The organism is Sphingomonas sp. PAMC 26621, assembly GCF_000251145.1.
Classification (GTDB): domain Bacteria; phylum Pseudomonadota; class Alphaproteobacteria; order Sphingomonadales; family Sphingomonadaceae; genus Sphingomonas.
Genome location: NZ_AIDW01000037.1, coordinates 1 through 25,314, shown reverse-complemented (window position 1 = coordinate 25,314; position 25,314 = coordinate 1). Strand labels below are relative to the sequence as shown.

The window sequence follows — 25,314 nt, the reverse complement described above, 5'->3', positions numbered from 1 at the left end:
CAGCGCGTCAGGCGGCCGCGTTGTCGATCCCGAGTTCGCCGAGCTTGCGGTACAGCGTCGAGCGCCCGATCCCGAGCCGTCGGGCGACCTCGGTCATCCGTCCGCGATAATGGCCGATCGCGAGGCGGATGACATCCGCCTCGATCTCCTCGAGCGCGCGCAGATTGCCATCGGCGTGGAACAGCGTGACCCCGCCCGATGTGGCCATCGGCACCGGCGTCACGGTCGTCTGGCGTTTGCCGCCGAGCGCCGCGATCTGCGGGAAATCCGCCTGGGTCAGCGCCGCGCCGTCGCACAGCACGGCCGCGCGGAACAACGCGTTCTGCAACTGGCGGACGTTCCCGGGCCAGTCGTAGCGCCCGAGCAGCGCGAGTGCGTCGTCGGTGATGCCGAGCTGGCGTAGGCCCGGCTGCTGCGCAATCCGGGCCATCAGGTGACGCGCGAGCGCCGGGATATCGCCGGTGCGTTCGCGCAAGGGCGGGATCGTCACCTGGACGACGTTGAGCCGGTAATAGAGATCCTCGCGGAAGCGCCCCGCCTCGACTTCCTCGCTCAACCGCTTGTTGGTCGCGGCGATGACGCGGACGTCGACCTCGCGCATGTGGCGCGCGCCGAGCGGCTGGATCTCGCCCGATTGCAGCACGCGGAGCAGCTTGACCTGCGCTTCCAGCGGCATCTCGCCGATCTCGTCGAGGAACAGCGTGCCGCCGTCCGCCTCCTGGAAGCGCCCGGTCTTGCGTTCGAAGGCGCCGGTGAACGCGCCCTTTTCGTGCCCGAACAATTCGCTTTCGACGAGGTTCGCCGGGATCGCGCCGCAATTGACCGCGATCATTGGCTTCTTGCCGCGCGGCGAGGCCGCGTGGATCGCTTCCGCGACCACTTCCTTGCCGACTCCGCTCTCGCCCTCGAGCAGCACCGGCACGCGCGCACGCGCGGCCTTGGCGGCGATCGCGAGCGCGGCGCGGAAATCGGGCGCGGAGCCGACGATCTCGTCGAACGCGAGGAGGGCGGGGATCTTCTCGGTCAGCGGGCGCAGTTCGCCCGCGGTCTTCTGCGCGACCGCGGCATCGAGCGCGGCGAGCAGGCGTTCGGGGGCGAGCGGCTTGACCAGGAAATCGGTCGCCCCCGTGCGCATCGCGGCGACGGCCTGCGCGACCGATCCGTTCGCGGTCAGCAGCAGGAGCGGCAGCGCGGGGCGGCGAGTGCGAATTTCTGCGATCAGCGCGGTCGAATCCGCCTCGGGCGACCATTGATCGAGCAGGATCGCGTCGAGCTGCATCCCGTCCTGCGAGCCGAGCATCGCGATTGCCATCTCACCATCGTTGGCGAAGATCGCGCGCCAGCCACGCCGCGCGGCGATCGCTGCGATCAGCCGGCGCTGCGCGGGTTCGTCGTCGATCAGCATCAGCAGGCGTTGCCCGTTACGCGTCATGCTCTTCCCCGAGTCTCGTTGTTCGCGATGAACGCATAAAGACAAGGTGTGAAAGCAGCCTTAAACGCCCCGCGACGGGACGGCCGGGACATCGCCGGGACGATATCGCCGGGGGTTGAGGGGTTGCGTGCCGCGGTCTAAGCAGGACGCAACGATATGGCGAGGAGCGAACCGATGGCGACCGAAAGTGATCTGCAAGTCCACCAGGCAACCTATGGAAAGGTCATCGGCGTGCTGAAATACGGTGCGATCGCGTGCTTCGTCATCGCGTTCGCGGTGGTGTGGCTGATCTCGGGCAAATAGGATGAAGATCGCCGTCCTGCGCGAGACCGCCGAGGGCGAGCGTCGCGTCGCCGCGACCGCCGAGACGGTCAAGAAATTCATCGCCCTGGGGGCGAGCGTCGCGGTGGAAGCGGGCGCAGGTGCCACTGCCTCGATCGCGGATGCCGATTATGCCGCCGCGGGTGCGACCGTCGCGGATCGCGCGGCGACGCTTGCGGGCGCGGCGATCGTGCTCGGGGTGCAGGGGCCGTCCGCCGATACGCTGGCCGGGGCAGCGCCCGGGGCATGGCTGGTCGCCGCGCTCAACCCGTTCGCGGATCGCGCGCGGATCGACGGCTATGCGTCGGCGGGGATCGAGGCGCTCGCGATGGAATTCATGCCGCGCATCACGCGTGCGCAATCGATGGATATCCTGTCGTCGCAATCGAACCTTGCGGGGTACAAGTCGGTGCTCGATGCGGCGGCGGCTTACGGCCGCGCGTTTCCGATGATGATGACCGCGGCGGGCACCGTGTCCGCCGCCCGCGTGTTCGTGATGGGTGTCGGCGTCGCAGGCCTTCAGGCGATCGCCACCGCGCGGCGGCTCGGCGCGCAGGTCTCCGCCACCGACGTCCGCTCGGCGACGCGCGAGCAGATCCAGAGCCTCGGCGCGAAACCGATCTTCGTCGAGAATGTCGCTGGGATCGAGGGCGAGGGCTCGGGTGGCTATGCCGGCGAGATGAGTGCCGAATATCAGGCGGCGCAGGCCGAGCTGGTATCCGGCCATATCGCCAAGCAGGACATCGTCATCACCACCGCGCTGATCCCGGGGCGCCCCGCGCCACGGCTGATCTCGGCGGCACAGGTCGCGAGCATGCGGCCCGGGTCGGTGATCGTCGATCTCGCGGTCGAGAGCGGCGGCAATGTCGAGGGTTCGGTCGCGGGGGAGGCGGTCGTCGTATCGGGTGTGACGATCGTCGGCCATCGCAACGTCGCGTCGCGGCTGGCGGCGGATGCGTCGGCGCTGTACTCGCGCAACCTGTTCAATTTCCTGAGCGCCTTCTGGGACAAGGAGCAGGGCAAGCCAGTGCTCGACGACGAGATCGGCGACGCGATCCGGCTGACGCGGGACGGCAAGGTCGTCAGCGCGCGGTTGTTGGGATGATGCGGGAAGATCTCGGTCCTCCCCGGAACGGGGAGGGGGACCGTGAGCATTCAGCGAACGGGGGAGGGGGCATGCCGAGAATGCTCCGCCCGGAAGTTGCGGTCGCGCGCAAATTGCGGCGCGATCTCAGCTTGCCTGAAGCCTTGTTGTGGCAGCGGCTGCGCGGAAAACAAGCCGGCCTAAAGTTTCGGCGACAGCATCCGGTCGGCCCTTACGTCGTCGATTTCTACTGCCCGTCGCTAAAAACGATCATCGAGATCGATGGCGAAGCGCATAATCGCGAAGATCGGCCCATCAGAGACGCAGCGCGCGCCTTCTTTATCAAGGAAAACGGCTTCCAGATTGTGCACGTTTCGGCGCTGCGGGTTCTGAAAGACCCGGACGCGGCGGCCGAAGCGATCGTCGCTTACGTCGCCCGCCCCCTCCACCATTTGCCGGAAGAGGCAAATGGTCCCCCTCCCCGTTCCGGGGAGGATTAAGGACAGCATATGGACTTCATCTCGATCCTGTCGATCTTCGTCATGGCCTGCTTTGTCGGCTATTATGTCGTATGGTCGGTCACGCCTGCGCTTCACACGCCGCTGATGGCGGTGACCAACGCGATCTCCTCGGTCATCATCGTCGGCGCGCTGATCGCATCGGCGGCGGAAGGGTCGGTCTGGTCGAAATGGCTCGGGCTGCTCGCGGTGGTGCTCGCGAGCGTCAACATCTTCGGCGGCTTCGCGGTGACGCAGCGGATGCTCGCGATGTACAAGAAAAAAGAGCGGCCGGTCGCGAAGTGATGCGGCATGGACGGCATATCGGGCGGGTAGGGGCTTAAGCGATGGAACATACGGCACCGGTCAATCCCTGGGTCGCGCTTGCGTATCTCGTCGCAGGCGTATGCTTCATCCTCGCGCTCCGCGGCTTGTCGTCGCCCGCTACCGCGCAGCGCGGCAACCGGCTCGGCATGATCGGCATGGCGCTCGCGGTCGGGACGACGCTGTTCGCGCATCATCTCGCCTCGCCATTCGAGATCGGGATTGCGATGGCGATCGGCGCCGCGATCGGAATCGTCACCGCACGCAGGATCGCGATGACTGACATGCCGCAGCTCGTCGCGGCGTTCCATTCGCTCGTCGGCATGGCGGCGGTGCTGGTCGCGGCGGCGGCGTATCTCAACCCCGGCGCGTTCGGGATCCTCGGCGACGACGGGCAGATCCTGACTGTTTCGCGGATCGAGATGGGGCTGGGCATTGCGATCGGTGCGATCACCTTCTCAGGGAGCGTGATCGCGTTCCTCAAGCTCAACGGCAACATGTCGGGCAAGCCGATCCTGCTGCCCGGACGCCACGTCATCAACATCGCGGTGCTGGTCGCGATCCTCGGCCTCGTCGGCTATTTCACGCAGGACCAGAGCGCGTGGGTGTTCTGGACGATCACGGCGCTCAGCTTCGTCATCGGCTTCCTGCTGATCGTGCCGATCGGCGGCGCGGACATGCCGGTCGTCGTCTCGATGCTCAACAGCTATTCGGGCTGGGCGGCCGCGGCGATGGGATTCACGCTCCACAACAGCGCGATGATCATCACCGGCGCGCTGGTCGGATCGTCCGGCGCGATCCTCAGCTACATCATGTGCAAGGCGATGAACCGCAGCTTCATCAGCGTCATCGCGGGCGGCTTTGGCGGCGACGCGGCGGCGGCGGGTGGGGAGGCGAAGGAACAGCGCCCGTGGAAGCGTGGTTCGGCCGACGACGCGGCGTTCCTGCTCGGCCAGGCGGAGCAGGTCATCATCGTCCCCGGCTACGGCATGGCGGTGAGCCAGGCGCAGCATGCCTTGCGCGAAATGGGCGACAAGCTGAAGGAACACGGCGTCCGCGTGAAATATGCGATCCATCCGGTGGCGGGGCGCATGCCGGGGCATATGAACGTGCTGCTCGCGGAAGCGAACGTGCCGTATGACGACGTGTTCGAACTGGAGGACATCAACAGCGAGTTCGCACAGACCGACATCGCCTTCGTCATCGGTGCGAACGACGTGACCAACCCCGCCGCCAAGACCGACAAGACCTCGCCGATCTACGGCATGCCGGTGCTCGACGTTGAAAAAGCCAAGACGGTACTGTTCATCAAGCGCTCGATGGGCGGGGTCGGCTATGCCGGCGTCGACAACGATGTGTTCTACATGGACAATACGATGATGCTGCTTGGCGATGCCAAAAAGATGGTCGAGGAAATCGTCAAGTCGCTCGACTGAGCAAGACGACCCGGAGATCCTTGGTCCAGAGTTGGCATGCATCGCTCCGAACTGGAGGGAAGCGGCGGCGTCTTTTCGTAAATTGACTGTGCATGCCACCATAATGGTGCAATCATGACTGTCGGTCCGCTCGATATTGCGTAATTTACACATAAATCGGCTGGACAATACCGCATCTGGGGGGAGCGGGGATGATGCAGGCGCTTACCGCACTCGAAGCTTCCGCCACGGCCGGCGCGGATCCTCTGCGCAGGAGCGACCCGTCGATCCTGCTGATCGCGGACGCGGACGGGGGTGCCGATGGCCGCGCCGCCGCGATCGCGACCGGCGCCCGCTGGCTCGGCGAGGTTGCGTGGGCGGATGCGCGCGCGCGGCTCGAGCAGCAGGGGCTGGTCAGCGTCGTGCTGGCCGAGACGCAGGGCGTGTCGGACGACCTGCTCGAACAGATGCTTCCGGCCTTGCTGGCCTTTGCGGAAAGCGGGTAGACCAGGCTGGTCATTGTACTTGAGCCAGCGCAGATCGATCTGGTCAGCGCAATGCTCGGAATGGCCCCGGTCGACCTGTTGTGCGCCGCATCGATCGGCGACCGGATCGCCGCGCTTTCGATCGCGCTTCATCAGGCGCTGCCGCGGCTGCACGATGTCGGCGGGACGAGCGAGACCGCCCGCCTGCTGCGGCTGAACGAGGAGATCGCGCGCATCGCCGAGACGCTGACGCGGCTGATCCGCGGCGACGATGACGTCGGCGTTCGCGGCGTGGGCGAACCGGGTTCGAGCTATCGAGCCGCGAGCACTCCCGCCCGTGCCGAAATCCGCGTGCGCGACGTGCGCGACGCGATCCGGGCGCGACGGTTGCGGGACCAGGTGTTCGGCACCGGTCTGTTTGAGGATCCGGCGTGGGACATGCTGCTCGACCTGTTCGCGGCGGAGCTCGAGCGGGTTCAGGTGTCGGTGTCGAGCCTGTGCATCGCCGCAGCCGTCGCGCCGACCACCGCGCTGCGCTGGATCGCGCGGATGACCGAGGCGGGGCTGTTCGAGCGCCGCCCCGACCCGTTCGACCGCCGTCGCGCGTTCATGGCGCTATCCGCGCGGGCTAGCGCGGGCATGCGCTCTTATGTGGAGGCAGTGCGCCAGGCGGGGACCGGAATCGCGTGATCCGCTGATCTTCCGCCCGACCGTCGCAGAACAATGGCGTAGTCGCGGCTGATGGGGGCGGTCCCGAGTGCGCTACGGCACCGCGGTTGCGCAAATCGACCCTATCAGAACGACTGCGCCAACTGCGGACACGATGCCCAGAGCTGCGCCCAACCGGTCATTGCCTGATACCAAGCTACTGGCCGCAGCAGCAATAACGATCACGGCGAAAGCCATTGCCGGGACTGCCCATATTAGAGTTTCAGCGCCCACTTCTGTTTCTCCCCCACTTCGATACTTATCACGAAGTTGCGTTCTGAAGAGCGATTTTACAGCGCCGTTACGGACCGCGGTGGGACAGGGAATTCGATGCGATCATCTCGCCCCCCGCCTCGACCGCCAGCGGACCATGCGCGTCGCGTTTGCCGCGGAATGAAGCGAGTTCTTTTATTTGCGTTGAGAGCCGCGCTGGCGAAGCACCTGAGAGTCACCCCGATGGACTTCAGCCACGCCGTGCCGAGCGTTACGCCGTGCTCGACAACCGGTGATTGCAGCGTCTCGAGCCTCTGGTCGGACGGGCCTGGTTCATCACCCCATAAGTACCGGCAAAAACAAACGGGCCCGGTAACGCTATGGCATCGCCTCCGCTGTGACCATTACGGGGTTCGGGAACAGCTCGGGACTGCTATCTCCGCACCCCTCCGCTCGTTTCCGTTTGGCTCCTGGCCGTTTGCAAAATCGCAAGCTTGCTCGCAGCGAAAAGCGCGCTATTACGCGGGTTCCCTGTCCGGGGGGCGATTAGCTCAGTTGGTAGAGCGTCTCGTTTACACCGAGACAATACGCCCCTTTTTCGGCGGATTCTCGTCGTTAAGGGGCGTGAACAACCGCAGAACAGCCCCAGAACATAGCCGGTTTTGCTGTCCATCCGCGGGCCATCTTTTCGGTACAGGCGGCTATTCCAAGCCTAGTCTCCGCGCCCTCACGCCCCTCCCATCCCCAACCGAGGAAACCGGATCATGAGCGAGGGAGATTGGATCGAATGGAACGGCGGCAGATGCCCTGTGTCGTTGCGAGCGTCCGTCGAAGTCCGGTTGCGGAATGGGCGTGTCATGGGTCCCAAGCAAGCGGGGCGCGTCGATTGGGAGCATCGGATAGACGAGTCACCTACGATTGGGCACTTAGACAGTGTTGCCTACCGTGTGGTGACCCCATGAATGCCGAGGCCAGGGACATGACCCCGGTCGAGATCGTCACGCTGCTACGCCGAAAGCGGCTGCGGGTGCTGCGCCGACCATCGGGCTATCTTGCGCGGTTCGCGCGCGGCGCGGGGCTGGCGCGGCTGCCGGTCGACGAGCAGCGGCTGCTGGCGCAATATTTCCGCGTCGATCCGCGGCTGTTCGGCGAACGGTAAGATTGGGAGCAGTAAGGCGTCGGGGGGACTGGTCAGCGGTTTTGCTTGCGACAGCAGCATTGCTTTTGACTTTCTGCGCATGCGCTGCTGCCCTTCTGGCCACCCAACCCGCAGCCGGTGGTGTGGTAGACGCGTCACCATTCGCTGCGCCGGCGGAACCACCATAGCCCCCCGACGAAATATTGCACGACGCAGTCACATCGCCGTGGCGGCAGAGATAAAAACTGTTGAGTTTGTTGGAAAAACTATCAGTCTTGCGAAAGGCGGAAAAGGTCCGACGGCCTGAGGTGGAGAGAACAGATGCCCTTTACGGTTCACGATGCGGACTTTCACCGAAACCCAGCTGGCGATGGGCCCCTTGATCCAGATGGACCCGAAGGTTACCAAAGTCAGGATGTCCCTATACCCGAGCCGCATTGCCAAGCAATCGGGCGATTCGTGGCAGCCTGCTGCACGATCGAAAAGCGGTTTTATTACTTGGTTCAAGGTTTGCTGGGCTTAGAACCAGAGTTGTCACGCGCCGTATTTGGGCAGCCAAGCTATAGTCAGCTTATAAGTAGACTTACGACGATCTTAGAGATTAAAAGTCCAGAAAAGCTCAAAAGTGAATCTGGGCAATATATTTTAAGCAGCGTTAGATATATTATGAGTGTTAGAAATATCGTAGTTCATCAGGATCTCGCTTACCGAACCGGGTGGATTAGATATTTCAAAGATAATGCTAAAGACTTTAGCTATCCAAATAATCTAATTTACCCAATTAAATTAGTTGAGCTTGATAACCTTTCCAAGTTCGCTGGATGGGTTCAAATCGCTCTTGGATTCTTTTCTGGTTCTCAACAAGAGTTGGATGAGTGGTCGAGGCGTTCGAAAGAATTTTTCGACAATAACGATTTGCCTGAACCCCCTGAAAAGAGAGTAAATCGCCTCAAGGCTTGAGCAAGTGGGCGGTGCCAAAACCGTCTACAGGCAAGAGATTGTTGCCAAGATTTTTTCAGCCAAATCGCCGCCGCCCGTGCTTCATCGCGCGGATGACGAAGCGCGACACGACCCTGATCACCGCAGTCCAGCGATGTCCCCGTGACATGTTTGGCGACATCGACTGGTCACGGCAGGGCCTACTATCAAATCGTCGGTCGCCGGCACCGCCTGAGACAGCTGGGCAGCTCACCGCCCGCTATCTCCACATCGACGAGGGCAGCGATCGCGTCCTGCTTGAGACGTTCGGGATCAAGTTCGATCAGTCTCGCGGCATCAATGATCCGGTATCGCTCAGCCTGCTAGGTGTCCGACGACAGCAGGATCAAGCGGCTTGCCCAGCATGTCTTAGCAGCATCGCAGGTCGGCACAAAGGCGCTGGCAGCTTAAGCTTTCCCACTTGGTACTGCACCCCTCGTAAAGTGCGACACAAGACGCATTCAGCAATTCGGTATAGCATTACGCTATGATCGAAACGCGGCGGAAAACTCTTAATTCGTTATTTACCATAGAAACTATCAAATCTCATACACGCCTTGGTTTACATAAAGTTAATCACGCCGACAGACCCGCTTGGCGACTCTTGCGAGTCCGGTTACGTGATGAACTGATTGTCCCTGAGACGACGAAACCCCAGCGCCTGGCAGCGCCGGGGTTTCTGATCGGGGGCAACTCTCGCGGGCTTCTGGTCCGGACGCGGGAGCGGGATAAACCCCGGGGTAGGCGGCTACGTCTATACCTTGGACGACTCCCGTCAATACCGGTCGTTTGCCAACAAAGGATTAATCATGGCAAACAATCTCCCCCAGCGGCCGCAGCGCCGCCCTCGCTTCCCCTTGTCCGATGAGGCTATCGCTGACATCTGGGCCCGCCTCCGGGCGGGTGATCACCAGCATGACATCGCAGCTGATTACGGTACCAATCCGGGCCGTGTGTCCGAGATCAACACCGGGCGGCGAGGCAATCATGTGACCGGATTGCCTCAGCGCTAATCCGTTAGACCGGTGAAACTCAATGGGGTCGGGCGCGCAAGCGGCCGACCCCCTCTTTCTCTCCGCTAAAAAAGCCTTCACCCGCGGACAATCAGTTCCTTCGCTCGCTTGCCGCCGCCGGTCGATGCGGTTGAATGGTGTAGGTCGTTTCGGCCTCGGCGAGGTCAAAACGACTGAACACTTCGCGCGCGCCATCCATAGCATTGATTGTCAGAATGAAGCGCCCAGCGATTCCAGCCAACTGCTCTGCCAGACGCTCAAAGTCGGACCGTTCGAACACGCCCGGACCATAATCGCCCTCGCACCCCCAGTAGGGCGGGTCGAGGAAGAACAGCGTTTCCGGGCCGTCATAGCGCCGGATCAGATCTGCATAGGGCAGGCGCTCGATCACAACGCCGGTCAGCCGCTGGTGAAGCTCGTCGAGCATTGGTGCGAGCTTGGTCACGTCGAAGCGTGCCGGCGTCCGTCGATCAATGCCGAACGATCGCCCGTCGACTTTCCCGCCGAACGACAGCCGCTGGAGATAGAGGAACCGCGCGGCGCGCTCGAGGTCGGTCAGCGTTTCTGGCGCGGCCGCGCGCAGCCGGTCAAACTCGGCCCGGCTGGTGATCTGCCGTTTCAGCACATCCATGAACTGGGGGTAGTGCCGCTGCAGGATCCGGAAGAGTGTGGTGACGTCTGCGGAGATATCGTTGATCACCTCTGCTCGGGGCTGGCGCGTGCGCTTGAGAAACACCCCGCCCATGCCGACGAACGGCTCGACATAGGTGTCGTGCGGTGTCGCATCGATCAGGGCGCAGAGGCGGCGCGAGAGATTGCGCTTGCCACCGATATAGGGGGCAGGGGGAGAGACAGGTCGAACCGCCTTCGACGGCAGATCGACAGTTAGCGTTTTTGAACGTTCGTGGCCCATCTATGAGGCTGGACCACATACGCTATCTTGTAGGAAAGGGCTTTCTTGACGGACGGAAAATTCCGCGTTGAAGCTGCGTAGGGAAGACGGAACGTCCTATTTTGTTGGTTAGCTGCCGTCACCGGTCGGATCGTCGTTGCCTCCAACACGGACCAAGAATGAAACCAGCCAACCAGCGACAGCGCAAACAGCGGCTATAGCCAAACCGTTGAGCAGCTTTAGCCAGCCCCAGCTTATCGCGCACGGCGGACCGATATGCATGTCGCAAGAACGCTCGCCGAGTAGCAATACGGCCCATATCGGCAGCCCGACTAAGACAGACAGCGCGAGTGAAACGAAGCATCCCGCTCGGTTTGGTTTTCGGTGCGCCATGCCGCGATTATGCGTCGTCTAAGGCGATTATCAATGTCCGAAACTGGGCGCTTTCGGTAGGGCAGCTATGCTGGGGCTGAACAACTTGCCGGTGTATTGATCGACTTGGCGTCACCGAAGGACACCGGCATTGGGAACCATGTGTCCCGCAATTGCTCGGCGGGCGTTGATACTGGCCAATGCAACTGGCGCACCCAATCTAACATATCCCGGTCAGCTTGCGGATCGCCCATGCTCTTGAGGAGGTAAGCCCCACTGACGCTCCCTTGTTTAGAAATGCTGACGCAGACGATGCCCGATCTGTTCAGCAGTGTTGCAGGTACGGGTGGCAGTTCTTCAGCCGTGGCGGGACAAGCGGACAGCCCGAGAGATGCGGCAACGATGACGAGTGCGGGGATACGAACGACCATTACCGGACCCTGGCATGACGCGTGAAATGACTGCAAGTGGGCGTCTCCGATCCGTCCGCTTAGCCCCCCGAAAGCTGCCAGTCGCCTTTAAGGAACAGCCGGCGCGCCGGCGGTTCCTGAACGTCGCGACCTGGTTGGATTGCGGATATAGCTGTCGCGCGCCAAAAGGCTCCGATGCTTCACACTCGCGATCTTGCCGACACCATTGAAGTCGATGGTTTGACCTATGAGTGGGCGGTCCAGCGGGAGCCGCAATGGTGCACGGCGGATGGCTGGCGGGGGTTAGTGTTATCCATTCGCCAGAAGGGCGGGCAACGCGAAGCGTTGCTGGAGTTTCCAATGCCCAAGTCTGGAAATGGATCGCCGCACCGCAGGCGACCACCTATCAGCAAGTCGGTAGTTGCCAACAGCGTCAGCGCTGCCTTGGCGGCAGGCTGGGAACCGACTTCACGCGGTAAACCTGAAACCTACATGGTCGATGCCAACGGCTGCTAATTGTGGAAAGCGGACATGGCTTCATATATCGAATTCGGTTATGGCTGCATCGGTGAGACGAGCTAATATCGTAGCGGCGGTCATCGCCATATTCGCTTTGGCTGCGGGCATGGCCTGGCTCGCAAGTCCTTTTCAAAGCATTGGGCAACTCGGGTTCGTCGGTGGAGTGTTTCTTTTCAACGCAAGCCCCGTGTTGGTCGCTTGCTCCTGGGCGGTAATAGCGCGCGACGGTTTGATCCCGCCTCTGGCGCTGCTGTTTATAATTGGCTGGTCGTTCTACGAAGCTCACGCAGTATACTGGAATTTCGCGGAGCCAGATTCGCAGAGCGGGTTAGTCTTCCTCGCATTGCCCGGCATCGGGCTCATGACGCTGTTCGTGGCAGCCTTGATCGGAGCGGTCGCAATACAAATGCGTAGACGTTCAAACGTCCGCTAATGGGCGGAAGACGACCGACTGAAGACCGTCAATCAACCGTGTATCAACCGCAGCGCGATTACGACTACACCTGCCATCAACAGCATGATTAGCGAAACCGCGGCAAACCAAGCTCCCACCGTACCGAAACAGTCTTCAACCCAGGGAATCAGGGTCTCGGTAAGGGCGTAGTAAGCTTGGTCCATCCGTCGAGCCTAGCACGCAGGCCAGTGACCGCAACTGAGCGTTAGCGACCGAGCAATCACGCCCGCCCGCGACGTAGCGCCACAATCAGTACCAGCGCTGAAACGCCGACCATGCTAACAGCGATGCCCGTTCCATATCGCGCCTCAATCGCTTCGAATTGTGGTCCGACCCAATAGCCCAGGGCCGTAAACAGGGTGCCCCAGCCGATCGCGGCGACGACATTCAAGGGAATGAACACGCGGCTCGATAGGCGCGAAGCCCCGATCGCGACCGGCGCCACCGCGCGCAAACCATAGGCAAAGCGGAACAGCAACACAAACCACACCGGGTGGCGCTCGATCAGGAGAAGCGAGCGGGCAAAGGCGGGACGCTGCGCCACACGCTGGACGAGCCTACCCTGCCGATAATGTCGACTGAGGTGAAACCAGAGCTGGTCAACAAAACAAGACCCCCCGATTGACGCCAACGCAGCGGCATACGGCGAAAGCCAATGCCGGTGGGTAAGCACACCGCCGGCCAGCGCAAACGGTTCGCCCTCAATGCCCGCCCCCAAAAAGATGGCGATGACGCCATAGTGCAAGATCAAGTGTTCCAAGGCAATTGTCCTCGCAGACGTCTTAGCGGAGCCGAAAGCTCCGATGCCGCGCTACTGAGGCTTAACGTCCAAGCCAAGCGCCTTGGGACGGCGAGGGGCGTTACGCTGGAGTACTCACCGTTTCCCGCTGTAAGTCAGCCGCATAGGCATCGCCGATATCTGAAGTCCGCTCTTGTGGCGGGCAAAAGCAAGTGTATAGCCCGCGTCAACCGCTTCGCTTCCCCAAAGACTGCTGCGGCCAGGGCTGCGATTCCGGTACCATCCGAACCGCAGCCCGCCTTCATCCTATTCGTACAATGTTCTAGTCGGATCGCCGCGCACCGTGCTGCACCGCCTGTACGGCGAAGCGCGACACGGCCCTGATCAAGGCGGCCCTTCAGCTGCTTGCCGATGCAGTTTCGTGCCACCCGACTTACGATTTGCCTTCTCAATGCGCCAGCGGATCGACGCCCCGATCGCAGAGGGGGATCAGATCACCACTTGTCGTCGTTCGCGGCAGCATTCCGAAACAACCTGCTTTCCCAAGTCGTCTGCGTACAGACGCAGCGCCTGCTGTGATCGTCTATCGTAGATGTGATCTGCGGTGCGCCTGACGCGCTCGAGCTCAATGAGCAATTCGTCACTATGTGACATCGGTAATCTCCGGCCCCCGCCTTCGATCGCGAGAGGATGCTCCTTTTTGGTTAACGATTCGTAAACGACACGCCACTTGGTATCGGCGTACGTGCGGTCACGCAGTCACCTTTCGCTCCGTCGGGTTGGGAACAGCGGGCCTCTGACAGCCATCAGTTCAGCAGGGTAAGGCTGTTGCAACGCGACCACATCGTCGTAGCTGCCGCGCAGCCAGCGCTCATGGTCAGCTTGTTCGAGAACCGTGATCATCGCTTTCGGATGGATCGGTGCGACAAGCTCATTCGGGTTGCAGGTCACCATCGTGAAGCCATTGCCCTTCGCGGTCGGCTGCCAAAAGCCGGCGACTGCAAAGAGGGGCTGGTCGGTCACCTGAAACCACATCTCACCCTTCAGTGGCTTCTTGCCGTCGCCCAGGTCGTGTGTCTCTGGCGTCCATTCGCAGAACTCGCTGAGCGGCACGAGGCAGCGGTTCTCCGGCCGCGCGGCAAGCGCACGCCACTGGGGCAGGGCGAGGTTGCGCACGTTTGTCATTGGCCACGCCGCGCCACCGCCGAGTACGTCCCAACTCATGACGTCCAGGCATCGGCCGCGGTCAGTTTCTCGGATCACGTATGCCCGGCTACGCGGCATCAGTTCGCTTGGATTGAAGCGGTTGTCCATCGGCCGATCGGGGGTGAAGATCGTGCCGAAGTGCGCATGGAGCGTCTCCGGCTCGTGGCTATTGCGGGCGCGGTTACACATTGCGCGAGCCTGTAGCAGGACGTGATAAGTGTCGAGGTAAACCGGTGATCAGTCAACTGACCGAAGCGCTCGCGCCTACTTCTCGACGGGTTCGTCCGTGGCACTGCTCGGCGCCAGTAGCGCCGCCTTGGCAGCAATGCGTTCATCGCGCGTAGCTAGTGCGGCATACGCTTCTGCCGATCTCTGTTCTCGGATCCGGACGTTTTCAAGCGTGGCTGAGTTCGCTGCCGCTTGTGCCAGCTCTGCATTTTCGCGGTTGGATTTGAAAGTCATTCTAATTTTCCCCTTCCTCAGTTGAAGGGGCGTACACGTCAACGGTGTCGGGCTCCAGCAGCGTCCTTTCAACGTGTTCTGCGAAATCGATGGTGGCTGCCGGTCCACCATTGTGTCATTGGCCGCGTGCAGCGGTTAAGACAATTGAAGCAGGTGACTGCCGACTATCTCCACACCAACGAGGGTAGCGATCCCGTCCTGCTCGAGACGCTGGGCATCAAGTCCGATCAGTCTCGAGGAATAAACGACCCCGGCGTTGCGCAGGCAGCCAAGGTATCGAACGACAGCAGTATCACGAGGCCTGCCCACCTTGCCATTTCAAATGCGCAGGCGTGGAATAGTCTGGCGCAACCTGCGGGGGCAGCATGATGGCATGTGGCGAACGAATGGCGATGACGATGCCGAATTCGGTCGCGCCCCCCCGCTCCGTAGGGTATCTATTCGACAGGTCTACCGCCGCAATTAGGCGCCCTCAGTCACCGCTATTGCCAAACCCCTCGGATGATTGGACGTTGCTATGATGCCGAATCGATCGGGCAATCGGCGAGCACCCAACGGGATGCCGCTAAAATATGGGGGGGGCTTCATGATCCCAATAATCTCGTTGTTTAACCACAAAGGCGGCGTCAGCAAAACGACGACCGCGTTCAATCTTGGCTGGGCTATGGCCGAGCGTGGAAAGCGGGTGCTGATCGTCGACGGGGACCCTCAGTGCAATTTGACTGGAACGGTCTTGGGATTTGACGGCACCGACGACTTCAGTACGTTCTACGACGCACGGCCGAACGCAAACATCAGTGATGCTCTCAGACCGATATTCCAGGCTACCGGTCAGCCACTCGTCCCGGCCGAAATCACGGCCACGGGTAACCCTAATCTTTTTCTGCTGGCCGGCAATATCGATTTAGCGGAGAACGAAACACAGATCTCGGTTGCGTTGTCCACCAGTGCTGCCATCCCAGCGTTGCAAAATATTCCTGGTTCTATAGGCGCTTTGCTTCGTATGACGGCGCAGGAAAACAACATCGATGTCGTAATAGTAGATATGAGTCCTAGCGTCGGAGCATTGAACCAATGCTTTCTGATGAGCAGCGACTATTTTATAGTTCCGACGTCGCCGGACTATTATTGCCTTCAGGCAATGTCATCATTAGCAAGAGTTCTTCCTCGATGGAACTTTGAGGTTGCCGCGTTTCGCAATCAGAGCTTCCTATACCCATTCCCAGTAGAGCCCCCAAAGTTTTGTGGAATTGTTTCGCAGCGCTACCGCCCAAGACTTGGAAATCCTGCAGTGTCTTTTCAACAATGGATCGATAAGATTAAAATTGCAGTAAATAATCATTTGGTTCCTGCTTTAAGAGCAAACGGAATGTCAATCTCTGAAGCTCTTTTTCTCGCTGCAAAGCCTTCCGATACTCCGTATAATCTAATAAATATTGCTGACTTCAACTCCCTGATAGCTCAATCTCAGAAGTTTAGCACACCGGTATTTGCTTTGTCCGATGCTCAGATTGAACAAGCAGGAGTAATCTTAAAGACCATGAAAGAAAGCCGAGACGGCTTTAAAAGGTCTTTCACAGCCTTGGCAGAAACAGTTGAAACTATCGTCGGAGTCTGACTTTATTGCCTCAGAGTATACGCAAGTATTTAACATTCGTATCCTGCCAACGTAAAATAGTCTATAGTTCAATTAGGTCGTTAGTCTAGCGGGGGTGGCGTGGTGACCCACGGCACCCGCGCTTGCCGCTATGGCTGATGCCGTCGCGGTAGCGGACGTGTTCTTGATTTCGTAGGCGCTCGTGGAATGATGAAACGAGGATGGCGGAATGAATCCTATCGTCGCCGCCACACCCGACCAGGTGCACGAGACGCTGCGATCGCTGGCCGTAGAGCACCGCGTGACTCTCGCCGCGCTGTCGCGCATGCTGCGCCGGCTGTCCGGTTATCTGTCGCAGTTCGCGCGCGGTGCTGGTCCGACGCGGCTGCCGGTCGACGAGCAGCAGCTGCTGACGCAGTATTTCCGGGTCGACCCCCGGCTGTTCGGGGAACGCGAGGACTGGGAACCCGACCGGTAGCGCCCGGCTGGTCCTACATAATAGCTGCGGTAATCATCCTTTTTTGCGGTGCCGCTTTGGGCGGCGCGGCTTGCGCTATGTTGTTGTGATCCGCAGGCAAAGTCGTACCCATGACATCAACAGCTGGCCCCCAAAGAACGCGCGGCTTGGGCTGCAGCATGGGCCCTCCCGCTGCAGCCCGCTCCTATTGAACCAGTAGCTTCCGCCACGGCTGATCAGGTGCGAAACAATCGGTCTCAAACGTCATAAACTCGTAGCGTTTGAGCCTCACAGGACACCACTTAGACAATTGTTACGCAGACCGTTGTATTGGTCGCGCTGGAGACCCCGTGTGAGTATGTTGGAGCGTATCGCGCGAGCGTTGCGAGAGAGAGACGAGCGGGCGGTTCAATTCTGGGACTTTGAAAGGCCAGTCTGGACCCAGTACGTTGAAGACGCCCGAGGGCTTCTCTCCGTCATGCGCGGCCCGACGGAGGCCATGCTCGAAGCCGTCAGACCGGTCCCAGCACATTGGTTAAAGGAGGGGCCTCTGAACGATTCTCAGAAAACGGCGGTCCTTTCTATACGCGTCGATCTATGGAGCGATTGGAATGACTTGCTCGATGCAGCGATCGATGAGCAGATCGGTCCGCAGTCGGACTGATATGCCAGGTCCGATTCTTCCTTTCAAAACCGGTCCCGAATTGGACATTCGTGTTGCGAATTCGTGAACTTACCGTAAACAAAATTGCCAAGCTCCGACGAGGGGAGGGGCGTGGTAGGGACTGCGCAATTGCCTCCGTTCGTTGCGCAGTCCCGATCAACAAAGGCATGGGGACGAAATATGGTGTCCCTAAAGTTGGTGCCCGATTTCAAGACCTTAGCTGAAGCACATCTGAGTTGTCTTCAAGCAGGCTGTAATTTCTAGGTTCATCTCGGTAAGGGCAGTGACGACGCAGACCTTTTCACCTTGCATGATCAAAGAGATCCCATACCGTGATTCAACGTTGATTGATTACGGTCAAAAAACGCCCCTAGCGGCCTGGCATCGGAGGACGTGTTATGAACCGACACGATCTAGTTTCAGCGATTGTCGAAGGGAACCCAAGTTTGCCAATTCGAGAGGTTGAAGGACTCGTTACTGCATTCTTTGAAACCATCACGTCGCGACTGGAAAACGGTGGACGTGTCGAGCTCCGCAGATTTGGTGTGTTCGAAACGCGAAACAGGGACGAGCGTAAGGGTCGCAACCCACGTACTGGGGAAGCCGTCGAAGTCAAAGCCAAGCGTGTACCGTACTTCAAACCTGCAAAAGAATTGCGAAAACGGGTAGCGGCTGACGCATAACGGTCACGGCGCTGTTGCGAATGCTGCGCCGCCCATCGAGCTATCTGTTGCGGTTCGCGCGCGGCGCGGGCCCGGCGCGGCTGCCGGTCAACGAGCAGCAGAGGCTGGCGCAAGATTTTCGGGACGATCCGCGGCTGATCGGGAACGCGAGGACTGGGAGCCAGGAGGGTAGCGCCTTGCTCGTCTTTAATAATAGCTCCGGCACTCATCGTTTTTTGCGTTGCCGCTTTGGGCGGCGCGGCTTGCGCTATGTTATTGTGATTTGCCGACCAAAGCGTACCCATCATCTCAACCGCGTTGTCCTCCCCCAAAAGAACGCGCGGCCAGGGCTGCGTCTTCGGTTCCCTCCGAGATGCAGCCCGCTCCCACCCTACGAAGAAGGTCTAACACGCCCAATCAATCGCGTGGAACGCCATTCCCTTCCCGACAAACCGCCTGACTTGGGGTCCTGTGTGGAGGTGCCCCTCCGACGACTCTCGCTGATCGGAACGATCATCTTTCGCCATGAACGTTCAAAGTGTTCTGAAATGATGCAATGCTGTGGACATACGTGTTGTTGTGTCGTTAATCTTTCATAAAGCATCGTTGCCGGGCTTTTCATGGGGGGGGCGGCCTGGCGGGACTGCGGCACGCCCTACGTGCGTGACGCAGTCCCATACCTGCAATCGGAAGGGGTGGAGGATGACGGTCGTTCTGACAATATCTCGCATAGTCGTGCTGGCGCTGTTCGGTATCGTCCTCCTCGCCTTTGCCCTGATGTTGATTACAGACGAAATGGCCCCTGGCGCCGCTCTGAAGTAATTTGCGATATTACCAAGCTTAGGCAGTAATACCCTCTCTTCCCGCCACACGCCGACTTGATCCCGATGTTCCGATAATGTTCTAGCCGAATCGCCGTGGCCCGTGCTTCACAGCGGTCATGGCGAAGCGCGACACAGCCCTCATCAACCTTGCCCTACAGGTGTTGGCCGAGGCGGTTGCGCGGCACCCAGCCGACCCGATCACCACACATCCGGTGCAGCTAGCGCTCCGCACGCTGTACCCGTACCTCCGCGATCCGAAGGACCTCACCCGCTTCTGGCAGGATGCTGGTCGGACCGATCCGATATCGCTCAGCAGCCGGCGCGGGGATTACGCGGCGATCGCGACGCGGCTGGTGGCACTGGGGTTCGAGGTGGATGCGCGGCTGCGGTGACGGTACAGTTTGGCTAGGCAGTAACCGCACCGCCGCTTCTCGGCCAGAACCCAAAGTTGGTCGGGTCATCGTCCAGCGAACCAAACTCAAATCCGGGAGGCGCGTACTCACGTAACGCATCGAAAAGTTCGTTCACCAGATCATCGGCGCGTGCTGCGGTCACAGGTTGCAGCGCTTCTACGACGAGAAACTTTATGCGCGAGTCCTCTTCCGTCATGCCATCGAGCTTGCGCGCGAATGGCCGTAATAACTTCTTCGGGTTCAGCGTTCCGGAGGAGACTGAGCCAACTGTGAACATCCTAACCACTCCTCGAACGAACGGTCCGGTCGCAGGGTGTGACGGCAGAGTTTAACGGGATACTGCGGCAGTTGAAGTGGGCGGGGCTGACAATGTAGCCAGCCCCGGAACAATTAGGCACAGGCAGAGCCACTAAATGTGGCTGTCCCGAACGGCGTACGACGGCGACGCATGACATAACCGACCATGCCGAAACCGGCGATCATCAGGAGCCAGGTTGCCGGCTCTGGAACAGCAGCAGGGATATAGTCGTACGTAACAGTGTATCTGTCGCGCGATCGAGCTGGAAAGGGGTTGGCAGCCATTTCGATAGCCACGCCATTTATTGAATACGATGAGGAAAAATACAGGCTTGGGGCTAATACAACAAGTCCATTCCCGATATAAGACTCGAGATTGCTGAATGTCGTACCCGCTGCCGTGCCGGTAATAGTAATTCCGATAAGATCGGGGTTTACTTGGTATGATTGATAAGTTCCTGTTATGTCGTATTTAACTGTATCATTGGCCGCATACGAACCCGACGCCTGGATAACTGGTGTCCCCGCTTGAAACGGATAGTTAAAGTACGCGTCTACTGAGTACGAAGCAGCTATGGATACGCTGGTAAGCGTGCCCACCGCTAGGTCGAATTTGTTGACGTACGCCGGTCCGCCGTTCGCAGTTTGAACAATTGTCGCCGCGCTGACTGGCGCTGCACACAACAAACTCGAGGCGCAAAGCGCCATGCAGATGGTACGCATTTTGTATTTCCCCTTGGCTGCACACGATTCGTGGAGCCAAGGGGATGGTAAATATGCGTTAAGATGAGTCAATCTCGCTCGTGAGCGCATATTCCGGAGCGATGCCCCGTCGGATCAGGTCAAGGTGATCTTGTTACTGTGCTGGAAGGTGAAGCCATCGCCCAGTTTGACGAACTCGACATACTCGATCGTATTGCCCCCAACGAACCCCTGTCGGTCGCTCGCGGTGCCCGTGATCTTCCTCCAGTTGCTGCCATTGCCGACGATCGCCCGAGTGATGACCTGCGTACCTGCGGGCCATGTCGGCGGGGTGATCGTGAAGGCGCTGCCAGCGGCGTTGCCCGATAGCACGCCTGCGGTAAGTGCTGCCGGCCCGTGTGCGTAGTTGCGGCTCGTCGGCTTGCCCAAATATGCGCGCATGCCGTCGATGAGGGCATTGGCCGCCGAACCCGGCCCGGTGTCGACGTCCCATGCCTGCCCATTGTTGTAGCAGCCAGTATCGCTGTAGACACAAGTTGCCCCACCAACCGAGGCGATGAACGGCATGAACCGGTCCCGCATGAAGGCGAAGAACTCAGGGCTGGTGAGCCAGATGAACTCGTCCTCCTTCGTGCGCGGAAAGCTGACCCGAGAGATATTCCACTCGTAGATATTGAGTGGCTTCCCCGTCGATTTTACCTGCTGACGATCTTGAGCAAAACTGATGATCTTGTCGTTCAGTGCCGCATCAAGGTAGGCGACGACATCAGTAGGAGAATAGCTGGCTGGCGGCGTTGCCGACTGCGATACGTTTGGATCGTTCGGCAGATATGGCGCCTTACAGATCGCATCGACGTAGGGCAGCGCGTCAATCCAAAATTGGCCCTGCCCAAGCAGGTTGCCCAGATCGCTCGTGCCCATTTGCACATTCAGCTCATTGATGACGCGCGACTGCCATGTCGGCACAGCATCGCGAATTTTCTGGCCGAAAATCTTCTGCGAGATCAAGCGACCTGCCAGCATGGAGCCATGGCGAGCGGCGCGGTCGGCATCGCTTTGGGTGTCGCCATAAGTGGGAACGAAGGGCCGCCCGACATCCGCCTGCCAAAAATAGTTGGGGTTGCCTGCGCTCCAGTTCTCGTCACCGAGTTCCATGTGAATTTTGCACTGTGCGGGAATGCCCCCGGTGACGCCCTCGGCACCGGCCCCCGTATCCATCATCTGAGCTACGCGGAAAAGCTCGTCCAGACCTTCGGGGCTGCTCGGCATCGACGAAGGCAGGCAGAGCCAGACGTCGCGGCCAGTAAGCTGGCTGAGCTCCAGCATGTCCTCATAGGCAAGCCCGCGCGGCCCCTTGCCAAGAACGCTGCGGCGCGTGCGCTTCGCCCAGCCCCTTTTGGTGTTGTAGCCATAGGGATCGAGCGCCTGCCCCCAGTCGAGGAAGCGCATCGGGCCGTCTAGCTCGCTGACGAACGCCAGATAGTTGGGGTCGAACCGCTTTGTCAGATCTGCGCCGACGACATGAATGCTGAGGTTCTTCGGCGGGTTGGTCTCGTCGATGCTTTGCAGAACGAGGCTTTGAATCGCGTTCGCCTCCGCAGGGTCGTTGTGATCGCGCACCACGTCCCAGTGGATCGTGTTGGCATTCACGTTTACCTGATTGGAGAAAGTCCAGCTGCCCTCGAGCGGACGGATCCACAGGTTGATCGGCCCGCCCGTCCAGGTCATTTCCATGTGGACGACCTGGCCTGGGTTGGCCGGGGCAAATCCAGTCTGCATCACTAGCCCGCTTTTGAGCGGCATGCCGTCGGCATCAAGGAAAGCTGGGTCGTCAATGGCGTTCCGCCGTGCGTATCCGTTGAACGTGTCCTGCCAGTGCCCGGAGAAACCGAGGTTGGTAAAGGCGGAGCGGTTGGTCTGGTAGTCGGTAGCTGGCTGCACATTGCTGCCCCAACTCGACTTGGTGGGGTAGTTGGTGGCGATAGCTCCTCTAACCGTTGGGTAGTTTTGGAACACGAAACGAACGTTGAAATCGCTGCCGAGCATATTGTCCATGGCAGAGCAGTTTGTTTCGACCACAGCGGTTCCAGCCGTGTCGTTGCTGATGACCTTGACCGGCAATGCCGCGATAAGCACGTTACCGGCGGAGTCTTCGATCTGCGCCATGAGCGTGTCAGCAACAGGAATATAATATTTCACAGTTGCTCGAACCGTCTTCGACGCAAGCAGGAACTGCGCATTGCTCGCCACCAGCGGGTTAGTGGCGGATCCGATCGGGCCCGCCTTGGCACTGTTGATGAGAGTGCCGCTAGGCGCATTGGACAGGGCAGTTTTGGTGTATGTCCCAACCGGCTTGTTCATGCGCGCGGTGAAACCAGATAGAAGTGTGAAGTCCAAATCGGCAGCACGCTTGGCATAAAGCCGCATGCGATTCGCAAGAGTGAACTCGAAGTGGAATGTGGTGCCCGGAACCGAGAATGAACTATCGAAGGCGTAGTAGTCTCCGGTATTGGTATCGACACCATTAACGACGTTATAGCCGATAAGGTGGTTATTGTTGATATCCACTCGGCAGCCGTTTTGTCCGTCAGCCGTCATGCCAAGATAATAGCTTACGTTGTTAAAGTTCTGAAGGTTGACCTCTACATAGTGGTCGATTTTGTGCGCGTCGAGCAAGTCCCAGCCCCGCGTCGAGTTCGGCACGGTGGGGTCGGGTTCCGCCGGCTGCGGGTTGGCGATCAGCTTCGCCAAGGTCGGCGTGGGCATGACGGCAATGGCAAGCGCATCGACCCGAAGGCCGAGCTTCGCCACGGCATCCGGGAATAGGTCGCCTGTGGAGGTGTCAAGCCCAATGCCGAAGTCGATGTTTGCCATACGAACGTTCCAGACTTGCAGACGGAAGGATATTGAATCCTAGGTCTAGGTTGGCGCTATGGAATAGACAGGAAAGTTTCTTAATTCCCTGCAATCAGTTGCCATCTACAAGTCTGTTGGTCGCTTCCTAAAACCTTAGGAGATTACGGCCAAGCCTTACAGACGGTTTCTCAACTGATACGTGCAAACCCCATGCTACTAGGAATAGTATTGCTATTAATATCAGGTAGCACAATTGGAATGCCACGGCGGAAAGAGCATTCGACTGTGCGTAGAATGCGAACATCGCAAGTGGCATTAGATGGATAAGGTACAGCGGAAACGAGATGTCGCCTAAGAAGACAACCGGTGCGGAAGCAAGAAACCGATTGATTGGACCAACGCTGAAAAATAATGATGCAATAAGTGTAGCAAAAAATATCGGCATCAACCCCCGTGTCACCATCGCGAGGGAGAGGGCCGCTATAGCGACGGACGATATGATGCTCGCTGCTGCTGCCCAGCGAAGACCAAAACTATGAGGCATAATCTCTAATGACCGCCGCAGTGCAATTCCTGCGGTGAAAAACCCGCCCATTCTTAAAAGGCAGTCCCTCTGGGTGACGTTGTTCAATCCAAGAGTGCCAGAGGCATACTGCATGGCCATAGTGAAGCCGATAGCTAATACCGCTATCGCTATAGCGAAGTAGGCCGACCTACATTTTAGTATGGAATAGGCCAGGATCGGGAATGCCGCATAGCCCACCAGTTCGACGCTCAGCGACCAAACTGGCTCATTCCACTCTGATTTCATTGGAAGCCATCGCGTCGCTAGGGCTGCCGTTTTAATAAAAGATACGAGCGAAAAGCAGTCCGAATTGTTCCACTTACACGCCTCGACGTATGCCGGGTTTGCGAATGATAGAATGAGGACAATCAGAAGGGCCGCACTTGCCAACGGGTAAACCCGAAAAACCCGGTTCACAAAAAAGTTGTAAGTGCGATTTGCACGAATTTGTACAAAATCTTGTCCGTTACTATGCATAAGCATAAAGCCAGATAGCATAAAAAACAGATCTACCCCAGTCCAACCTGCATCAAGTAGTCTATGCCCTGGGTGCCCCAATTTGTACCCGTGGGTCTCAGCTACAATCTGGATATGGAATAATAGCACCCATAGAGCCGCAATGCCTCGTATGCCGGTCAAGCTCAGGATTTTTCTAGGTCGCGCGACAGCGCATGAGGGGGAAGCTAAATCAAGCATTCGGCCTTTAGGCATTTTAGCGGTTTACGAGCAAGCCGCTCAGATCGTCGGACTGCGGATGCAGCGCGTTCCAAGTGGGGTAGGATCCGCACTCAGGGAACCGGGGGTCTGACGATCCCCTGAGTGCAAAGTGATGGCCTGCTCGATTAGCTCGCCACCAAGTTTGCCCAAGCCGCATCGAACGATGCGTCTTCAACCAGATTTGGGACACCGATCTGGAAGATCGCTTTCGACGATGCCGGGACGGTTCCAGCAACGGAATATTTTACCCAACTTGTCGTAAGAGTGATCTGCTTAGCAGCAACATCCGGGGTATGATTGTTATTTCCGGAGGTTACAGTTCCGAACATTTTCAACTGAAGAACTTCACCACCTGCCTTTCCTCGCAGATATACCGAGGCCGTGACCAGTATATTCCCCGTGTTTGCGCTCGTTGCGCACTCCACGGACGGGAAGCCGCTAGATGCACTGGTGCAGTTAAGGCGGATCGTCGATGCGTCGAGCGTCGAGCCATCGGGCCCAGCGACCGTATTGTGAGCCGTGACTGTCGACGTAGCCGGACTGTATGTGAACGAGGTATTTGACCAACCTGCCGCTGGCACCGAGCCTAGGGTCACGACTCATTGATCAGAGCCAGAAGATGACGGTGGCGGCGAGCGCGATAGCGGAAAAGAAGACGGTCGGGCATCGATCGTAGCGGGTAGCGACGCGGCGCCAGTCCTTCAGACGACCGAACATAATCTCGATACGGCTCCGGCTTCGGTAGCGGCGCTTGTCATATTTGACGGGGATGATCCGGGACTTTCGCCCCGGAATGCAAGGTGTTATGCCCTTTGCCTGAAGGGCGTCCCTGTACCAGTCTGCGTCATAGCCGCGGTCGCCCAGCATCCACTGCGCCTTGGGTAGATCGTCGAGCAGC

General features: G+C 59.3%; 29 protein-coding genes. 17 read left to right on the top strand and 12 right to left on the bottom strand.

Annotation, left to right across the window (positions count from 1 at the left end; genetic code table 11):
* Window positions 1-7: 7 nt before the first annotated feature.
* Window positions 8-1,432, bottom strand: a complete 1,425-nt coding sequence (locus RI03_RS17795) for a sigma-54-dependent transcriptional regulator (protein ID WP_010161879.1) — start codon at window positions 1,430-1,432, stop codon at window positions 8-10.
* 174 nt (window positions 1,433-1,606) lie between these two features.
* Here RI03_RS17795 and RI03_RS23350 point away from each other — a divergent pair, with 174 nt between their 5' ends.
* The 10 genes from RI03_RS23350 (at window position 1,607) to RI03_RS24175 (ending at window position 9,608) form a co-directional block, all read left to right on the top strand.
* Complete coding sequence (locus tag RI03_RS23350) at window positions 1,607-1,735, top strand: aa3-type cytochrome c oxidase subunit IV (RefSeq protein ID WP_170318408.1); 129 nt, start codon at window positions 1,607-1,609, stop codon at window positions 1,733-1,735.
* Window position 1,736: 1 nt separating this feature from the next.
* Complete coding sequence (locus RI03_RS17790; protein ID WP_010218987.1) at window positions 1,737-2,858, top strand: NAD(P) transhydrogenase subunit alpha; 1,122 nt, start codon at window positions 1,737-1,739, stop codon at window positions 2,856-2,858.
* A gap of 71 nt (window positions 2,859-2,929) precedes the next feature.
* Window positions 2,930-3,337 carry an endonuclease domain-containing protein gene (locus RI03_RS17785; RefSeq protein ID WP_051007289.1) on the top strand — a complete coding sequence of 136 codons (408 nt, stop codon included), beginning with the start codon at window positions 2,930-2,932 and terminating at the stop codon, window positions 3,335-3,337.
* A gap of 9 nt (window positions 3,338-3,346) precedes the next feature.
* Window positions 3,347-3,640, top strand: coding sequence for an NAD(P) transhydrogenase subunit alpha (locus tag RI03_RS17780; protein WP_010218984.1), 294 nt, complete (start codon window positions 3,347-3,349; stop codon window positions 3,638-3,640).
* A gap of 41 nt (window positions 3,641-3,681) precedes the next feature.
* Window positions 3,682-5,094 carry an NAD(P)(+) transhydrogenase (Re/Si-specific) subunit beta gene (locus RI03_RS17775; protein WP_010218983.1) on the top strand — a complete coding sequence of 471 codons (1,413 nt, stop codon included), beginning with the start codon at window positions 3,682-3,684 and terminating at the stop codon, window positions 5,092-5,094.
* 191 nt (window positions 5,095-5,285) lie between these two features.
* Window positions 5,286-5,579: a hypothetical protein gene (locus RI03_RS24795; protein WP_010218981.1), complete on the top strand. Its 294-nt coding sequence runs from the start codon at window positions 5,286-5,288 to the stop codon at window positions 5,577-5,579.
* A 51-nt stretch (window positions 5,580-5,630) separates the two neighbouring features.
* On the top strand, window positions 5,631-6,248 hold the full coding sequence (locus RI03_RS24790) for a hypothetical protein (RefSeq protein ID WP_010218980.1): 618 nt from the start codon (window positions 5,631-5,633) through the stop codon (window positions 6,246-6,248).
* A 1,210-nt stretch (window positions 6,249-7,458) separates the two neighbouring features.
* Entirely contained in the window at window positions 7,459-7,638 is a 180-nt protein-coding gene (locus tag RI03_RS17760; protein ID WP_026046834.1) for a hypothetical protein, read from the top strand.
* 300 nt (window positions 7,639-7,938) lie between these two features.
* Complete coding sequence (locus RI03_RS23720; protein WP_138995718.1) at window positions 7,939-8,577, top strand: hypothetical protein; 639 nt, start codon at window positions 7,939-7,941, stop codon at window positions 8,575-8,577.
* Window positions 8,578-9,404: 827 nt separating this feature from the next.
* Window positions 9,405-9,608, top strand: coding sequence for a hypothetical protein (locus RI03_RS24175; protein WP_170318407.1), 204 nt, complete (start codon window positions 9,405-9,407; stop codon window positions 9,606-9,608).
* Window positions 9,609-9,699: 91 nt separating this feature from the next.
* Here the strand turns inward: RI03_RS24175 and RI03_RS17745 are convergent, their stop codons facing one another.
* Both RI03_RS17745 and RI03_RS23715 read right to left on the bottom strand, forming a co-directional pair.
* Complete coding sequence (locus RI03_RS17745; protein ID WP_010218975.1) at window positions 9,700-10,521, bottom strand: DNA adenine methylase; 822 nt, start codon at window positions 10,519-10,521, stop codon at window positions 9,700-9,702.
* Between the two features lie 437 nt (window positions 10,522-10,958).
* Window positions 10,959-11,303 carry an energy transducer TonB family protein gene (locus tag RI03_RS23715; protein WP_138995717.1) on the bottom strand — a complete coding sequence of 115 codons (345 nt, stop codon included), beginning with the start codon at window positions 11,301-11,303 and terminating at the stop codon, window positions 10,959-10,961.
* A gap of 174 nt (window positions 11,304-11,477) precedes the next feature.
* Between RI03_RS23715 and RI03_RS22895 the strand changes: the two genes are divergently transcribed.
* Both RI03_RS22895 and RI03_RS17740 read left to right on the top strand, forming a co-directional pair.
* A complete protein-coding gene (locus RI03_RS22895) occupies window positions 11,478-11,798 on the top strand; it encodes a hypothetical protein (protein ID WP_081504260.1) in 321 nt (106 codons plus the stop codon).
* A 40-nt stretch (window positions 11,799-11,838) separates the two neighbouring features.
* Window positions 11,839-12,234 (top strand): hypothetical protein, encoded by a 396-nt coding sequence (locus RI03_RS17740; RefSeq protein WP_010218974.1) that lies wholly within the window; start codon window positions 11,839-11,841, stop codon window positions 12,232-12,234.
* A gap of 241 nt (window positions 12,235-12,475) precedes the next feature.
* Here RI03_RS17740 and RI03_RS17735 read toward each other — a convergent pair whose 3' ends face one another.
* The 3 genes from RI03_RS17735 to RI03_RS23710 all read right to left on the bottom strand — a co-directional run bounded on the left by RI03_RS17735 (window position 12,476) and on the right by RI03_RS23710 (window position 14,662).
* Window positions 12,476-13,015 (bottom strand): DedA family protein, encoded by a 540-nt coding sequence (locus RI03_RS17735; protein ID WP_010218973.1) that lies wholly within the window; start codon window positions 13,013-13,015, stop codon window positions 12,476-12,478.
* Between the two features lie 738 nt (window positions 13,016-13,753).
* Complete coding sequence (locus tag RI03_RS17730; protein WP_010218972.1) at window positions 13,754-14,389, bottom strand: SOS response-associated peptidase family protein; 636 nt, start codon at window positions 14,387-14,389, stop codon at window positions 13,754-13,756.
* Between the two features lie 75 nt (window positions 14,390-14,464).
* Window positions 14,465-14,662, bottom strand: a complete 198-nt coding sequence (locus tag RI03_RS23710) for a hypothetical protein (protein WP_138995716.1) — start codon at window positions 14,660-14,662, stop codon at window positions 14,465-14,467.
* A 144-nt stretch (window positions 14,663-14,806) separates the two neighbouring features.
* Between RI03_RS23710 and RI03_RS17725 the strand changes: the two genes are divergently transcribed.
* The 5 genes from RI03_RS17725 to RI03_RS17710 all read left to right on the top strand — a co-directional run bounded on the left by RI03_RS17725 (window position 14,807) and on the right by RI03_RS17710 (window position 19,258).
* Complete coding sequence (locus RI03_RS17725) at window positions 14,807-15,031, top strand: hypothetical protein (protein WP_026046832.1); 225 nt, start codon at window positions 14,807-14,809, stop codon at window positions 15,029-15,031.
* A 217-nt stretch (window positions 15,032-15,248) separates the two neighbouring features.
* Window positions 15,249-16,280: a ParA family protein gene (locus RI03_RS22890; RefSeq protein ID WP_010218971.1), complete on the top strand. Its 1,032-nt coding sequence runs from the start codon at window positions 15,249-15,251 to the stop codon at window positions 16,278-16,280.
* A 208-nt stretch (window positions 16,281-16,488) separates the two neighbouring features.
* Window positions 16,489-16,737: a hypothetical protein gene (locus tag RI03_RS17720; RefSeq protein ID WP_010218970.1), complete on the top strand. Its 249-nt coding sequence runs from the start codon at window positions 16,489-16,491 to the stop codon at window positions 16,735-16,737.
* Window positions 16,738-17,778: 1,041 nt separating this feature from the next.
* On the top strand, window positions 17,779-18,063 hold the full coding sequence (locus tag RI03_RS22885; protein WP_010218968.1) for an HU family DNA-binding protein: 285 nt from the start codon (window positions 17,779-17,781) through the stop codon (window positions 18,061-18,063).
* A gap of 919 nt (window positions 18,064-18,982) precedes the next feature.
* On the top strand, window positions 18,983-19,258 hold the full coding sequence (locus RI03_RS17710; protein WP_010218967.1) for a hypothetical protein: 276 nt from the start codon (window positions 18,983-18,985) through the stop codon (window positions 19,256-19,258).
* Between the two features lie 13 nt (window positions 19,259-19,271).
* Here the strand turns inward: RI03_RS17710 and RI03_RS17705 are convergent, their stop codons facing one another.
* The 6 genes from RI03_RS17705 to RI03_RS17695 form a co-directional block, all read right to left on the bottom strand.
* Entirely contained in the window at window positions 19,272-19,556 is a 285-nt protein-coding gene (locus tag RI03_RS17705; RefSeq protein ID WP_010218966.1) for a hypothetical protein, read from the bottom strand.
* 113 nt (window positions 19,557-19,669) lie between these two features.
* Window positions 19,670-20,299: a PEPxxWA-CTERM sorting domain-containing protein gene (locus tag RI03_RS22875; protein WP_170318406.1), complete on the bottom strand. Its 630-nt coding sequence runs from the start codon at window positions 20,297-20,299 to the stop codon at window positions 19,670-19,672.
* Window positions 20,300-20,413: 114 nt separating this feature from the next.
* Window positions 20,414-23,152 (bottom strand): hypothetical protein, encoded by a 2,739-nt coding sequence (locus RI03_RS17700; protein ID WP_010218965.1) that lies wholly within the window; start codon window positions 23,150-23,152, stop codon window positions 20,414-20,416.
* Between the two features lie 127 nt (window positions 23,153-23,279).
* Window positions 23,280-24,395 carry an acyltransferase family protein gene (locus tag RI03_RS22870; RefSeq protein WP_238542437.1) on the bottom strand — a complete coding sequence of 372 codons (1,116 nt, stop codon included), beginning with the start codon at window positions 24,393-24,395 and terminating at the stop codon, window positions 23,280-23,282.
* Window positions 24,396-24,541: 146 nt separating this feature from the next.
* Window positions 24,542-24,751 (bottom strand): hypothetical protein, encoded by a 210-nt coding sequence (locus RI03_RS24170; protein WP_170318404.1) that lies wholly within the window; start codon window positions 24,749-24,751, stop codon window positions 24,542-24,544.
* A 271-nt stretch (window positions 24,752-25,022) separates the two neighbouring features.
* A partial coding sequence (locus RI03_RS17695; protein WP_026046831.1) for an IS5/IS1182 family transposase occupies window positions 25,023-25,314 on the bottom strand: 292 nt, incomplete at its 5' end.

What these genes read in the sequence shown, in the direction of transcription:
- RI03_RS17705 (WP_010218966.1), bottom strand. Translation starts at nt 19,556, where the DNA reads ATGTTCACAGTTGGCTCAGTCTCCTCCGGAACGCTGAACCCGAAGAAG.
- RI03_RS23710 (WP_138995716.1), bottom strand. Translation starts at nt 14,662, where the DNA reads ATGACTTTCAAATCCAACCGCGAAAATGCAGAGCTGGCACAAGCGGCA.
- RI03_RS24795 (WP_010218981.1), top strand. Translation starts at nt 5,286, where the DNA reads ATGATGCAGGCGCTTACCGCACTCGAAGCTTCCGCCACGGCCGGCGCG.
- RI03_RS17745 (WP_010218975.1), bottom strand. Translation starts at nt 10,521, where the DNA reads ATGGGCCACGAACGTTCAAAAACGCTAACTGTCGATCTGCCGTCGAAG.
- RI03_RS17760 (WP_026046834.1), top strand. Translation starts at nt 7,459, where the DNA reads ATGACCCCGGTCGAGATCGTCACGCTGCTACGCCGAAAGCGGCTGCGG.
- RI03_RS22875 (WP_170318406.1), bottom strand. Translation starts at nt 20,299, where the DNA reads ATGCGTACCATCTGCATGGCGCTTTGCGCCTCGAGTTTGTTGTGTGCA.
- RI03_RS17785 (WP_051007289.1), top strand. Translation starts at nt 2,930, where the DNA reads ATGCCGAGAATGCTCCGCCCGGAAGTTGCGGTCGCGCGCAAATTGCGG.
- RI03_RS17775 (WP_010218983.1), top strand. Translation starts at nt 3,682, where the DNA reads ATGGAACATACGGCACCGGTCAATCCCTGGGTCGCGCTTGCGTATCTC.
- RI03_RS17720 (WP_010218970.1), top strand. Translation starts at nt 16,489, where the DNA reads ATGAATCCTATCGTCGCCGCCACACCCGACCAGGTGCACGAGACGCTG.
- RI03_RS23350 (WP_170318408.1), top strand. Translation starts at nt 1,607, where the DNA reads ATGGCGACCGAAAGTGATCTGCAAGTCCACCAGGCAACCTATGGAAAG.
- RI03_RS17790 (WP_010218987.1), top strand. Translation starts at nt 1,737, where the DNA reads ATGAAGATCGCCGTCCTGCGCGAGACCGCCGAGGGCGAGCGTCGCGTC.
- RI03_RS22895 (WP_081504260.1), top strand. Translation starts at nt 11,478, where the DNA reads ATGCTTCACACTCGCGATCTTGCCGACACCATTGAAGTCGATGGTTTG.
- RI03_RS17710 (WP_010218967.1), top strand. Translation starts at nt 18,983, where the DNA reads ATGGCGAAGCGCGACACAGCCCTCATCAACCTTGCCCTACAGGTGTTG.
- RI03_RS24175 (WP_170318407.1), top strand. Translation starts at nt 9,405, where the DNA reads ATGGCAAACAATCTCCCCCAGCGGCCGCAGCGCCGCCCTCGCTTCCCC.
- RI03_RS24790 (WP_010218980.1), top strand. Translation starts at nt 5,631, where the DNA reads ATGCTCGGAATGGCCCCGGTCGACCTGTTGTGCGCCGCATCGATCGGC.
- RI03_RS17730 (WP_010218972.1), bottom strand. Translation starts at nt 14,389, where the DNA reads ATGTGTAACCGCGCCCGCAATAGCCACGAGCCGGAGACGCTCCATGCG.
- RI03_RS22890 (WP_010218971.1), top strand. Translation starts at nt 15,249, where the DNA reads ATGATCCCAATAATCTCGTTGTTTAACCACAAAGGCGGCGTCAGCAAA.
- RI03_RS23715 (WP_138995717.1), bottom strand. Translation starts at nt 11,303, where the DNA reads ATGGTCGTTCGTATCCCCGCACTCGTCATCGTTGCCGCATCTCTCGGG.
- RI03_RS22870 (WP_238542437.1), bottom strand. Translation starts at nt 24,395, where the DNA reads ATGCTTGATTTAGCTTCCCCCTCATGCGCTGTCGCGCGACCTAGAAAA.
- RI03_RS17740 (WP_010218974.1), top strand. Translation starts at nt 11,839, where the DNA reads ATGGCTGCATCGGTGAGACGAGCTAATATCGTAGCGGCGGTCATCGCC.
- RI03_RS22885 (WP_010218968.1), top strand. Translation starts at nt 17,779, where the DNA reads ATGAACCGACACGATCTAGTTTCAGCGATTGTCGAAGGGAACCCAAGT.
- RI03_RS17700 (WP_010218965.1), bottom strand. Translation starts at nt 23,152, where the DNA reads ATGGCAAACATCGACTTCGGCATTGGGCTTGACACCTCCACAGGCGAC.
- RI03_RS17795 (WP_010161879.1), bottom strand. Translation starts at nt 1,432, where the DNA reads ATGACGCGTAACGGGCAACGCCTGCTGATGCTGATCGACGACGAACCC.
- RI03_RS23720 (WP_138995718.1), top strand. Translation starts at nt 7,939, where the DNA reads ATGCCCTTTACGGTTCACGATGCGGACTTTCACCGAAACCCAGCTGGC.
- RI03_RS17780 (WP_010218984.1), top strand. Translation starts at nt 3,347, where the DNA reads ATGGACTTCATCTCGATCCTGTCGATCTTCGTCATGGCCTGCTTTGTC.